At 66.1% G+C, this 12,528-nt stretch carries 11 protein-coding genes; 9 read left to right on the top strand and 2 right to left on the bottom strand.

The features are described 5' to 3' along the window. Nucleotides 1-135 precede the first annotated feature (135 nt). From ptsP to ispG, 3 genes are all read left to right on the top strand, one after another. Nucleotides 136-2,343, top strand: coding sequence for a phosphoenolpyruvate--protein phosphotransferase (ptsP, locus tag FQU96_RS22190; RefSeq protein ID WP_146543528.1), 2,208 nt, complete (start codon nt 136-138; stop codon nt 2,341-2,343). A 202-nt stretch (nt 2,344-2,545) separates the two neighbouring features. Next, entirely contained in the window at nt 2,546-3,670 is a 1,125-nt protein-coding gene (locus tag FQU96_RS22185) for a helix-turn-helix transcriptional regulator (RefSeq protein ID WP_178130647.1), read from the top strand. 156 nt (nt 3,671-3,826) lie between these two features. After that, the gene (gene ispG, locus FQU96_RS22180; RefSeq protein WP_146543526.1) at nt 3,827-4,939 is read left to right on the top strand and encodes a flavodoxin-dependent (E)-4-hydroxy-3-methylbut-2-enyl-diphosphate synthase; all 1,113 of its coding nucleotides are present in this window, start codon (nt 3,827-3,829) and stop codon (nt 4,937-4,939) included. Nucleotides 4,940-4,943: 4 nt separating this feature from the next. On the opposite strand, the gene FQU96_RS22175 is transcribed toward ispG, so the two are convergent. Both FQU96_RS22175 and FQU96_RS22170 read right to left on the bottom strand, forming a co-directional pair. Beyond that, nucleotides 4,944-5,732 carry an SDR family oxidoreductase gene (locus FQU96_RS22175; protein ID WP_146543525.1) on the bottom strand — a complete coding sequence of 263 codons (789 nt, stop codon included), beginning with the start codon at nt 5,730-5,732 and terminating at the stop codon, nt 4,944-4,946. Further along, a complete protein-coding gene (locus tag FQU96_RS22170; RefSeq protein WP_146543524.1) occupies nt 5,711-6,301 on the bottom strand; it encodes a PadR family transcriptional regulator in 591 nt (196 codons plus the stop codon). Before FQU96_RS22170 ends, FQU96_RS22175 begins: the two co-directional genes overlap by 22 nt. A 112-nt stretch (nt 6,302-6,413) precedes the next feature. On the opposite strand from FQU96_RS22170, the gene hisS reads away from it, so the two are divergent. The 6 genes from hisS (at nt 6,414) to FQU96_RS22140 (ending at nt 12,522) form a co-directional block, all read left to right on the top strand. Next, nucleotides 6,414-7,745 carry a histidine--tRNA ligase gene (gene hisS, locus FQU96_RS22165; RefSeq protein WP_146543523.1) on the top strand — a complete coding sequence of 444 codons (1,332 nt, stop codon included), beginning with the start codon at nt 6,414-6,416 and terminating at the stop codon, nt 7,743-7,745. A gap of 17 nt (nt 7,746-7,762) precedes the next feature. Continuing rightward, a complete protein-coding gene (gene prfA, locus FQU96_RS22160) occupies nt 7,763-8,839 on the top strand; it encodes a peptide chain release factor 1 (RefSeq protein WP_146543522.1) in 1,077 nt (358 codons plus the stop codon). Between the two features lie 12 nt (nt 8,840-8,851). Continuing rightward, nucleotides 8,852-9,583, top strand: a complete 732-nt coding sequence (locus FQU96_RS22155; protein WP_146543521.1) for a sulfite exporter TauE/SafE family protein — start codon at nt 8,852-8,854, stop codon at nt 9,581-9,583. A gap of 135 nt (nt 9,584-9,718) precedes the next feature. Then, entirely contained in the window at nt 9,719-10,213 is a 495-nt protein-coding gene (locus tag FQU96_RS22150; RefSeq protein ID WP_146543520.1) for an L-2-amino-thiazoline-4-carboxylic acid hydrolase, read from the top strand. 148 nt (nt 10,214-10,361) lie between these two features. After that, nucleotides 10,362-11,219 carry a peptide chain release factor N(5)-glutamine methyltransferase gene (gene prmC / locus FQU96_RS22145; protein ID WP_146543519.1) on the top strand — a complete coding sequence of 286 codons (858 nt, stop codon included), beginning with the start codon at nt 10,362-10,364 and terminating at the stop codon, nt 11,217-11,219. Between the two features lie 250 nt (nt 11,220-11,469). Next, on the top strand, nt 11,470-12,522 hold the full coding sequence (locus tag FQU96_RS22140; protein ID WP_146543518.1) for a DUF4167 domain-containing protein: 1,053 nt from the start codon (nt 11,470-11,472) through the stop codon (nt 12,520-12,522). The last annotated feature ends 6 nt before the right edge of the window (nt 12,523-12,528 follow it).

Here is a 12,528-nt window from a genome sequence, read left to right as displayed (position 1 = left end):
GCGCGGCTGGCAAATTCTCAAAGCGCGCACCACCGTTCCGTTGCAAGTTCGAGACAAGTACGGAGCGGTCTGACCATGGAGCAGAGGACTCCGTTGGCCGGGCCGCGATTGGTACTCAGGCGGCTCCGGGATGTGATGGCGCGTGCTGGTTCCGCCCAGGAACGGCTCGACCAGATCGTGCGCCTCGTCGCCGGCGAGATGGTGGCCGAGGTGTGCTCGATCTACGTCCTGCGCGCCGGCGAAGTCCTGGAGCTCTATGCAACCCAGGGCCTCAATCCGGATGCCGTGCACCGCACCCGGCTGCGGGTGGGTGAGGGCATCGTCGGCGACATCGCAGCCCATGCGCGCGCCCTGTCGCTGGCCGACGCACAGAGCCACCCGAATTTCGCCTACCGGCCCGAAACCGGTGAGGAAATCTATCACTCGATGGCGGGCGTGCCGGTCCTGCGCGGCGATCGCGTGCTGGGCGTGCTGGCGATCCAAAACCGGCGCAGCCGCCAGTACGACGAGGAGGAGATCGAGACCCTCCAGAACGTCGCCATGGTGCTGGCCGAGCTGGTGGCGGGCGGCGAGCTGGTCAACCCCAACGAGATCAAGCAGGTCGACGGCATCGGCCTGCTGCCGATCCGTCTCGATGGCGTGCAGCTCAACGGCGGTGTCGCCATCGGCCGCGCCGTGCTGCACGAGCCGCGCATCTTCATCAGCCGCGTGGTTGCGGAAGATCCCAAGACCGAGCTCAAGCGCTTCGGTGACGCCCTGCACGGCGTGCGCGCCGATCTCGACCGCATGCTGGAAGACGGTGATCTCGGCCACGGCGAGCACCGCGAGGTGCTCGAGACGTTCCGGATGTTCGCCGATGATCGCGGCTGGGTTGAACGCATCCGTGAAGGGATCGCCGATGGCCTGACCGCGGAGGCCGCTGTTCAGCGTGCGTTCGACGATACGCGGGCGCGCTTCGCCGATATCACGGACTCCTACATCCGCGAGCGTCTGAGCGACCTCAGCGATCTGACCAACCGCCTGCTGCTGCGGTTGAGCGGCCGCCAGTCGGCGGTCGATCCCACGCAGTGGTCCGACGAGATGGTGGTGGTCGCGCGCGATCTCGGGCCAGCCGAACTGCTCGAGTATGATCGCAACAAGCTGCGCGGGCTGGTGCTGGAGGAAGGCTCGGCACTATCGCACGTCGCCATCGTCGCGCGTGCGCTCGATATTCCCGTCGTTGGTCGCGTCGAGAACATCCTGCAGCGGGTGGAGCCGGGTGACGCGCTGATCGTCGATGGCGACACGGCGCAAGTGTTCGTGCGACCGGCCGAAGAGATCCAGCAGCAGATCGCCGACACCATCAGCCTGCGCGAAGCGCAGCGGCAGGAGTATGCCAGGCTGCGCGACCTGCCGGCGGCGACGCGTGACGGCGTGGCGGTGTCACTGCGCGTCAACGCCGGCCTGATGATTGACCTCAATCATCTCGAACCCACGGGCGCCGACGGCGTGGGCCTGTATCGCACAGAGATACCGTTCATGGTGCGTTCGACGTTTCCCGACGTCGAGGAACAGACGTCGATCTACGCGCGCGTCCTGGACGCCGCGGCGGGTCGACCCGTTGCGTTCCGCACGCTCGATGTCGGCGGCGACAAGGTGCTGCCGTATGTCGGCGCCTTCGATGATGAAAACCCGGCGATGGGCTGGCGCGCCATTCGTATCGGCCTGGATCGTCCCGCCATGCTGCGGCGTCAGTTGCGTGCCTTGGTCGCAGCCGCCGGCGTGCGGCCGCTGCAAGTCATGTTTCCGATGATTGCCGACGTTGCGGAATTCCGTGCCGCGAGCCATCTGCTGGAGCTTGAACTGCAGCGCGCCAAGACGCGCGGAACCTCGACGCCGGCGCGCCTGTCCGTCGGTGTCATGCTGGAGGTGCCATCACTGATCTGGCAGCTGGATGCCCTGCTGACCGAGGTCGATTTCGTCTCTATCGGCACGAACGATCTGATGCAGTTTCTTTTTGCAGCAGACCGCGGCAATCCAAGGTTGGGCAATCGATACGATTGCTTGTCTCCGGCCGCGTTGCGGGTGCTACAATTTGTGGTCGATGGCTGCAACAAGGCCGACGTCGAGGTCAGCATCTGCGGCGAAATGGCGGGTCGTCCGATCGAGGCCCTGGCGCTGCTGGGTCTGGGTGTGCGCACGCTGTCGATGTCGCCAGGTTCGCTCGGAGCCGTGAAGTCGATGCTGCGGTCGCTGGACTTGGCACATTTCACAGCCTATTTGCGCGGCCTACTCAATGGATCGGAACGCAGTCTGCGCGATAAGATCGCGCTCTACGCCCGCGATCGGAATGTGCGCTTGTAGAACTATCGGCAGATTCGGATGAAACTGTTCACCGGTTCGGACCCGAAAGAAAAGAGTCCGGTTTCACGTCTCCATTGTCTCTGCTAAGAGTCCTCTGTCTTCCGGTCTCTCTTCTCAGAACTTTTTCCGCGACCGCATGGGCGACGATATGCCATGGCAAGCCGACGCGAGCGTCCCTACCGGCGCAGCTGCCGTTGGACAGATGCTGCGCGAAGCCCGCGAAACACTCGGGCTGAATCTGACGCAAGTCGCCGAAAGCACCCGCATCCGATTGCCATTTCTTGAGGCGATCGAGGCTGGTCGTTTCGACAACCTGCCGGGCAGTGCCTACGCACCGGCCTTTCTGCGCGGCTACGCTGCCTGCGTCGGACTTGATGTCGATCGGGTGATGCAGGTCTATCGCTCGGGCGATGCACCTGTCGTTGCACCAGTACCGGCGCATCAATTCCCACTGGTGGCGCCCGAGCGGCGGATGCCGCGTGGCACCATGCTGGTGGTGTCAGCCGTCCTGTTGGTCTGTGCCTACATGACATGGCACACGCTGACCCGGGATCAGGTGCCACAGGACGCACGGGTGCCACCGGTGCCGCAACGGCTGCTCGCGGATCAGAAGCCTGCTGCATCTCCGGGCGAACCGTCGACATCGCCGGCGCCTGCGGCTGCCACGCCAGCGCCGTCAGCCCCCGCGGTCGCTGCCGCGCCGCCTGCCGCACCAGCCACACCACCGCCGTCGCCCGCGACCACCGCGGCGCCTGCAACAGCGTCGGCGCCCGCACCAGCTTCTGCGCCCGTAGCGAGCGTCCCGGCGGTGCCGGTACCACAGCCCCCGTCCACCGGGACGACGCCGGATCCGCAGCTGAATGCCGCCAACCCGCGCCCGCCGCGTACCGAACCGGCCAGTCCTCAGACTGCCGCTGCTGCGCCGCCGGTGATAGCGCCGCCGGCGCCTGCGGCGCGCCCAGCGCCAACCCCGGCCCGACGCCCTGACTCGACGGCGACCACCGGTGACAGCGCCGTAGCGCCGGATGCCGACCCGACCCAGGGCAATCGGATCCCGTCCCGCTCGGCGCCACCGCCTGCGAGCGAGGCGCAGCCCGCGCAGCAAGCGGCCGTACCGCCAGCGTCAGAGCCCAAGCCGGCGGCCAAGCCGAGGACGATCTCGGCGCCTGCCGCCGCCCAGCCGCGGACCGTACGGGCGGAGGTCAACAGCACGCTGGAACTGCGGGGACCGACGGGCGAAGTGCTGGCGACGACGTACATGCACGCCGGTTCGACCTATACCGTGCCGGAGTACGTGGGTTACGTCCTGACCCCGGCAAGCCGCTAGCTATTTGATTTTTCACGCCATTTGGGGTGGCCGCACTGCGGCAACGCGCGTCTTGCGTTGCGCTGGAGCCGGCCCCCTTGTATCGATGCGGCCGTGGTCGGGTAACCGGGCTGGTTCGGACGATCGGCCCGCAGCACAGCCGCCGGAGCGGACGAGATGAGTGTCAGGCCTTATCGTGACATCCAGCGCCGCAAGTCGCGGCAGATCATGGTCGGTACGGTGCCGGTCGGTGGCGATTCACCGATCACCGTCCAGACCATGACCAATACGCTGACGGCCGATGCGGCTGCCACCATCGACCAGATCCGTCGTGCCGAAGAGGCAGGCGTCGATATCATCCGCGTGTCATGCCCGGACGAGGATTCGACCAAGGCACTGTCGGCCATCGTCAAGGCATCGCGGGTGCCGATCGTCGCCGACATCCACTTCCACTACAGGCGTGCCATCGAAGCGGCCGAGGCCGGGGCCGCGTGCCTGCGCATCAACCCGGGCAATATCGGCAGCGCCGATCGCGTGCGCGAGGTCGTCAAGGCGGCCAAGGACCATGGCTGTTCGATGCGCATCGGCGTCAACGCCGGCTCGCTCGAAAAGGATCTCCTGGAGAAATACGGCGAGCCCTGTCCCGAGGCGATGGTCGAGAGTGCTCTGGACCACGCCCGGATCCTTGAGGATCACGACTTCCGCGAGTTCAAGATCAGCGTCAAGGCGTCCGACGTTTTCCTGGCCGTGGCTGCCTACCAGGGTCTGTCGGAGGCGTGCGACTACCCGCTGCACATCGGCATCACGGAAGCTGGCGCCCTGCGCACCGGCACGGTCAAGTCATCGATCGGCCTGGGATCGCTGCTCTGGGCCGGCATCGGTGACACGCTGCGCGTCTCGTTGTCGGCCGAGCCCGAAGAGGAAGTGCGGGCCGGCTTCGAGATCCTGAAGGCGCTGGGCCTGCGGCATCGGGGTGTCAACATCATTTCCTGCCCGTCCTGCGCCCGCCAGCAGTTCGATGTCATCCGCACCGTCGAGGCTCTTGAGAAGCGGGTCGCCCATATCACCACGCCGATGACGGTGTCGGTGATCGGCTGCGTCGTGAACGGTCCGGGCGAGGCGCGCGAGACCGACATCGGCTTCACCGGCGGCGGTAACGGCACCCATCAGGTCTATATCGCGGGCGTACCGCATCACCGGCTGAAGGATGCCGGCATTGTCGAACACCTGGCTGAGATGATCGAGAAGAAGGCTGCCGAAATCGAGGCCGCCAAGGCCGCGGCCGAGTAGACCTTCAGGTTGCAGCGGCCTTCATGGCCGCCCGCAAGCCGATGCGTCGCATGATGTAGGCGGCGTACCGCGGCGACAGGCGCTGGATGCCGAGCAGCAGGCGGTTCGAGCTGCCGGCCAGATGGCGATGTCGGCCACGCCTCAACGTGCGCACCAGTTCGTCGGCGACCCAGTCGGGCGCGAATACGCGCGGGCCTTCCAGAGGCCACTGCCGGCCGGCTTCGGTGTCGGTGTGGGGTGGCGCGAACACGACGACGTCGATGCCGCGATCGGCCAACTCGCCACGCAGCGCCTCGGACAGCGACAGGATCGCTGCCTTGGCCGCGCTGTAGGCGGCCGCCGCCGGCATCGCGACCCAGCCGACCGACGAAGCGATGTTCACGATCGTGCCGCTGCGTTGGGCCAGCATCGCCGGCAGCACGGCGCGGGCGACGCGTTCGGCGCCGAACACATGGACGTCGAACATGGTCCGGGTGTGGTCAGCGGCCGTTTCATGCCAAAGCGCGAGCCGGCCGCCGTTGCCGGCAAAATTGATGACGCCGTCGATACGGCCCAGGCGCTGCAGTACCTGCGCGACGGCGGCGTTGACGGAGCTGTCGGAGGTGACGTCCATTTCCTCGGCCACGGCGCTGTGGCCGGCCTGCGTGAGGCGCTCGACCTCGGTCCGCAGCCTGTCGGTCGATCGTGCCGCCAGCACGACGTGGGCGCCGGCGCGCGCCAGTGCGCGGGCGCTGGCCAGGCCGATCCCGCTGGATGCACCGGTGATGATGATCACTTTGTCTTTCGGTTCCATCGCTTGCCTCCGGGTCGGCGGCCCAGGCGCTCGCGCGCCTGGGTGATCCAGGCCAGTTCCATGTCACACCAGGCGATGCCGTGTTCGATCGCCACGCTCCAGATGTCGCGCTCGCGGGACGATCGGGTGAGCGAGAAGATCTGCTCGTCGTCGAGACGGGCGGCATACTCGGCGCGTGTCGCGGTGATGCCATCGGCGTAGTGGGCGAGGATGCCATCGAGCCGCTCGGGCGGCAGGCGGGCGGCGAAGACCACCTTCAGCAGCAACGGATGGCGCAAAACGAGCGGATCGAGCGGTTCTTCCAGCCAGCGCGCCAGGGCCTCGCGGCCGCGCGGCGTGAGCGAGTAGATCTTGCGATCCGGCTTGCCGTCACTGGGTACCGTCTCGACGCTGACCAGCGCCTCGGCCTGCAGGGCATGCAGTTCGCGGTAGATCTGGCTTTGCGTCGCCGACCAGAACGAGCGCACCGAGCCGTCGAAGCGCTGCTTCAGCGTATAGCCGCTGGTCGGCTCGATGGACAGAAACCCGAGGATGGCGGCCCGCAGCGACATGATGTCCATATAATACATGTGATATATATGCGCAAGATCATATATGCCACATGTGGCAGAGCCCTCGACAAACGGGCTGTTCACGGCCCATCGGGGGCGATAAGAACGCCGCGTAGCGATGGAGAGTTTCGTGTCCAGACTTCAGCCCGCGCGTGGTACCCGCGACATCCTGCCGGACGAGTTCCCGCGCTTCGCGCATGTCGTCGACACCGCGCGCGATGTGGCGCGGCTGTACGGCTACCAGGAGATGTCGACGCCGATCTTCGAATTCACCGACCTCTTCGCGCGCGGCATCGGCGAGACGACCGATGTCGTCTCCAAGGAGATGTACTCGTTCCTGAGCCGGGGTGATGAGGAGGAGGACCGGCAGAGCCTGACCTTGCGGCCGGAATACACCGCCGGGATCTGTCGTGCCTTCATTTCCAACGGCGAACTGCGCCAGCAGCTGCCGCTGAAGCTGTTCGCGCATGGCCCGATGTTCCGCTACGAGCGACCTCAGGCGGGCCGCTATCGGCAGTTTCACCAGATCGATATCGAGGTGTTGGGCGCACCCGAGCCCGAGTGCGATGTCGAGGTGATCAGCGTCGCCGCCGATATCCTCGACCGGCTGGGCATCCTGCCGCACTGCGTCCTCAAACTGAACTCGCTGGGCGATCCCGCCAGCCGCGCGGCCTACCGCGAGGTCCTGGTCGGCTATTATCGCGGCCATCAATCCAAGTTGTCCAAAGAGTCGCTGGACCGCCTGGAGCGCAATCCGCTGCGCATCCTCGACAGCAAGGACGAGGGTGACAAGGCGGTCAATGCCAACGCGCCGTCGTTCGCCGAGCACCTCAACGAGGCCTCGCGATCGTTTTTTGACGCCGTGCGCGCCGGTCTCGATGCTTCCGGCATCGCCTACGAGGTCGATCCGGCGTTGGTGCGCGGGCTGGACTACTACACACACACCGCCTTCGAGTTCGTCACGAGCCTGCTGGGTGCGCAAGGCACCGTGATCGGTGGCGGCCGCTACGATGGCCTCATCGAACTGTTGGGTGGCCCGCCGACGGCGGGCATCGGCTGGGCCGGCGGGATCGACCGACTGGTCACGTTGGTCCAGAAACTGGAAAAGGAACCGCCGGCATTGGAACGGCCCGTGGCGATCGTCCCCATGGGCACGGCGGCCGAGCAGCGCGCGCTGGCGCTGGCGCGCGACCTGCGACGGGCGGATGTTCCGGTCGAGTTGGCCTATCGCGGCAACATGAAACGCCGGCTGCAACGCGCCAACAAGCTCAACGCCTCCCATGCCCTGATCATCGGCGACAGCGAACTGGCCAAGGGCGTCGTGGCCCTCAAGGATCTCGATGCCGGGACCCAGGAAGAAGTGCCTTTCGATGAAGTGGTCGACGCGCTGGGCGACCATGCCCTGGACGAGTTGATGAGTCTTGTCGGCGCGGACGATGACGAAGACGACGACACGCGCTGAGGTGAAGGACTAGCGCCATGTCGCTCGACACCAAACTCGATCAGGTGGTCCATCGCCACGCGGAGCTGCAGGCGATGCTGTCAGCCGGCACCCTGGATTCGGCCAGGTTCGGCCAGGTATCGAAGGAGTACGCCGATCTGACGCCGCTGGTCGACGCCGTCGGCGCGTTGCGCAAGGCGCAAAAGGAGGCTTCCGATCTTGCGGCGATGATCGCCGATCCCGCCGTCGACAAGGACATGAAGTCGATGGCCGAAGAAGAGTTCTCGGCCTTGAAGGAGCAGGTGCCGGTGCTCGATCGGCAGGTGCGCCTCATGTTGCTGCCGCGTGATGAGGCCGACTCGAAGAACGCCATCCTGGAAGTGCGCGCCGGCACCGGCGGCGAGGAGGCAGCCTTGTTCGCGGCCGACCTGTTCCGCATGTACCAGCGCTATGCCGGCCATCGTGGCTGGAAGTTCGAGATCATGGAAATCTCCGAGACGGGCCTGGGTGGCTATCGCGAGGCAGTTGCGGAAATCACCGGCAAGGACGTCTTCGCGCGGCTGAAGTTCGAGTCGGGCGTGCACCGCGTCCAGCGGGTGCCGGCGACCGAAGCGCAGGGCCGGATCCACACGTCGGCAGCCACTGTCGCGGTGCTGCCGGAAGCCGAAGAGGTCGATATCAAGGTCGACGAGAAGGATTTGCGCATCGACGTCTTCCGCTCATCGGGTCCGGGTGGCCAGTCCGTCAATACTACCGACAGCGCCGTGCGCATCACGCATCTGCCCACGGGCATCGTCGTCAGCCAGCAGGACGAGAAGAGCCAGCACAAGAACAAGGCCAAGGCGATGAAGATCCTGCGGGCGCGGCTCTACGAAGCCGAGCGCCAGCGGCTCGATGCCGAGCGTGCCGCCTCGCGCCGCGGGCAGGTCGGCAGCGGCGATCGCAGCGAGCGCATCCGCACCTACAACTTTCCCCAGGGACGCTGTACCGATCATCGCATCAACCTGACGCTGTACGAACTCGACAAGGTCATGGATGGATCATCGCTCGACAAGATTGTCGAGGCGCTGACCGCCGACGATGAGGCGGCGCGTCTTGCCGAGGTCGAGGCCTGACGGGCCGTTGCGATGAACGACCAGTCGTCACTGGCCGTCATCATTGCCGCGATTGCTCTGCTCTACGCCACGGCGGGACAGGCCGGGGGCACGGCATTCCTGGCAGCGATGGCGCTGGCCGGATTTCCTGCCGAACAGATGCGGCCCACGGCACTGCTGCTCAACATCGTTGCTGCCGGCTATGCGACGATCTGGCTGCACCGTCGCGGCGCGATCGACTGGCCTCTGCTGGCCCGCTTCCTGGCATCAGCCTTGCCGGCTGCATTCGCCGGCGGCCTGATCGTTCTCGAAGACAGCCTCTACCTTGTCCTGACGGGCGTGCTGCTGCTGGCAGCCGCCGCACTGATGGTCATCAAGCGTAACGCCGATGATGCCATCGGGCGACCGGTCGATATCGGCCCCGCACTGCTCGCGGGCGCTGTCACGGGCTTCCTTGCCGGCCTCACCGGCATCGGCGGCGGTGCCTTCCTGGCGCCACTGGTGATCGCATTGGGCTGGACCTCGCCTCGACAGGCCGCCGGCCTGGCGGCGCCGTACATTCTCGCGAACTCCGTGGTCGGTTTTGTCGGTGTGTCCATTGCAGGCCAACGGACCGCGCCGGAGATCACCGTGTATGCCGTGGCGGCCCTGATCGGTGCCATGATGGGCAGTGCCATCGCCACGCAGTGGATGTCCAATCGCCTGACGCGTTACATGCTCGCCTTGATCCTGGGTTTTGCCGGCGTGCGGCTGCTGCTGCGTTGACTCCCTGTCCGGCAGCCGTTGGCGTCATGCGGGTGTCATTTCAAGGCTCAGCAGATCCTGAGGCGATGGTGGTAGGCGGGGGCGGCAAGCGATAAGGTCCCCGGAATCGTCAGTGGATCGCGTGAGGGACTTGCCATGAGTGAACCGGCCTCGGCGCAGCCGATGGGTATCCTCGAGCGTCGCCGGATCGAGGCGGAGATCATCAAGCCGATCTACGAGGAGATGAAGGCGGCCTTTGGCGAGGCTGCCGCCCGGGGGGTCATCGAGCGCGCCGTCAAGAAGGCGGCCGTCGAGGCGGGCCGGCAGTTCGCCGCCCAGGCACCTGCTGGGACATCGATCGCCAGCTTTGCCGCCATCCAGCCGCTGTGGACGCAAGGCGATGCGCTGCGCATCGAACCCGTGGCGCAGGACGACGCCACGCTGGCATTCAACGTGACACGCTGTCGTTACGCCGAGATGTACCGTGCCATGGGTCTGGGAGAGATCGGCCATCTGCTGTCGTGCAACCGCGATGGGACGTTCATCGAGGGCTATGATCCCCGGATCAAGATGGATCGCAGCCAGACCATCATGCAAGGCGCCAGTCATTGCGACTTCCGGTACCGGATGACGGAGGATGGCAAGAGCTGATCCCTTCCCAGTTGCCGCGCGTACGGTCGGGAGTACCGCCATGGAGCGACGGCATGAGATCGCCGTTTCATCCCGCGAGTCGCGTGCGGCAAAAACCTTGCGTCGCGTCGGCCGGATCGCCAGCTTGAGGCGGGGGTAGATCAAGCCAATGGTTACGGTCGCAGAACTGGTGCAGTCGGTCGCGCGGCGGCTGGAAGATGTCGGCATCACCGAAGGCCGGCTGGAGGCACGCCTGTTGCTGGGGGAGGCGGCCGACTGGACGCTGGAGAAGATTGTCGCCGAACGTGATACGCCGCTTGAGTCCGGCGTCGTGGCCCGGGTCGAACGGCTGGCGGCGCGCCGGTTGGCGCGTGAGCCGATGTCCCATGTCCTGGGCTGGCGCGAGTTCTGGAGCTTGCGCTTCAAGGTCACGTCGGACGTGCTGACACCGCGGCCGGATAGCGAGACTCTGGTCGAGGCTGTGATGCGCGCGCTGCCGGATCGCGCCGCCAAGCTACGGCTTCTCGATCTGGGGGTGGGATCGGGCTGTCTGCTCCTGTCGTTGCTTCACGAGTTGCCACAGGCCAGCGGCGTCGGCATCGATCGCAGCGCCCGGGCATTGGTGGTGGCGCGTCAGAATGCGCGGGCACTGGACCTGGCCGGGCGGGCCGAGCTGAGGGCCGGCGACTGGGGGGACGGTATCGAGGAGGTGTTCGATATCGTGGTGTCGAATCCGCCCTACGTGCCCAGCGACGATATCGAGACCCTGGATCCGGAAGTATCGGAACATGAGCCTTGGCTGGCTTTGGATGGCGGCGCTGATGGGCTGGACTGCTACCGTCGGCTGGCCGGCCAGCTTGGCTACCTCGTTCGGCCTGGTGGCATCGTGGCGCTGGAAGTCGGCAAAGGACAGGCGGCGGTAGTCGCCCGGCTCATTCGTGCCGCGGGCTTTATCGACGTCAGCACCCACAATGACCTGGCCGGTATTCCTCGCGCTATTCTTGCCCGACGGTCGAGCCCGGGCTAAGTGGGTCTTGTATAGAGACGGACTACCTTGAAATTTGACCGATAAGCGTTATCCAGGGTTTTCTCCGGAGAATTCGGTTGGCAACTACTTGGGAACGCTATAGGTTGCGCTATCCGACAAGGGTGAAGGCCGGCTCAATTGGCTGGCGCGTTGAACCCCCTCCCTGATGTCCGTGACGGGGCCTGTGATAGCGGGCGGAGACAGATGTCGGATGATGAGCGCCTGTCACGGCCGACGATCGGCAGATTGAATGCGACCCAACCATCAGCGGCGGCAACGCGGCCGCAACGGCGGGAAACCCAATAAGTTTCCCAACCGCAACCAGAGCTACGATAGCAACGGCCCAGACGTACGGGTCCGGGGAACAGCCCACCAGATTTTCGAGAAGTACCAGGCACTGGCGCGCGAGGCGGCAACGTCGGGCGACCGGGTGATGGCGGAAGCCTACTATCAGCACGCCGAGCACTACTTTCGGATCATCCAGGCGCAGGGTGGTTTTGTGCAACCGCGGTACCCACAGCCGTGGGAGGACGCGGAAGGCGGTGACGAATCCGCTGCAGCCGGTGGCGAAGGCGGTGCTGATGGGATGAGCGGCGGTTCCGATCCCTCTGACGGGCCGCAACCTTCGGTCGACTATTCGCAGCAGGGCGGCGCGGCGTATGGCGGCGGCGAGGATTACCAGCCGTCGCGCGACAATGGCTACAACGGCGAAGACCGCTACCGCGGGCGGGAGGATAACCGTGGTGGCGATGGCCGCGGCGGCGACAACCGCGGCGGCGATGGCCGGGGATATGAAGGCCGTCGGCAGGACCGCCGCGACGAAGATGGTTATGGGCAGCGCGGTCGACGGGATTTCGTGACCCGGGCCGAGCAGCGTTACCAGGACCGCCAGGATCGTCCGGAGCGCCAAGATCGCCCAGAGCGTCAAGATCGTCCGGAGCGCCAAGATCGCCCAGAGCGTCAAGATCGTCCGGAGCGTCAAGATCGCCCAGAGCGCCACGAGAGGGCGTCAGCGGCCGAGGTTCGGCCGGAACCGGTCGCGGAAAACGAGCCGGCGCCCAGCGAAGCTGCCGTTGTCGAGGTATCGGAAGCGGCCCAGGAGTCTCCCGCCGCCGAGGGCGCTGCGGCGGACAACCGCACCACGCGGGATGGTCGTCCCTTCCGTCCCCGGCACCCCCATTTCCGCCGCTTCCGTGGCGGTCCGCGCGGCCAGAATGGCGTTGATCCGGCGCAACAGGACCAGCCTGATCTGCTGGGTGGCGGCTCCGGCAGCGGTTCTGGCGGTACCGGCAACGGCACGTAACTGCGC

The sequence above is a fragment of the Reyranella sp. CPCC 100927 genome (genome assembly GCF_007859315.1).
GTDB lineage: Bacteria > Pseudomonadota > Alphaproteobacteria > Reyranellales > Reyranellaceae > Vineibacter.
The sequence above is the reverse complement of the archived record's forward strand: the minus strand, read 5'-3'. Positions and strand labels throughout refer to the sequence as shown.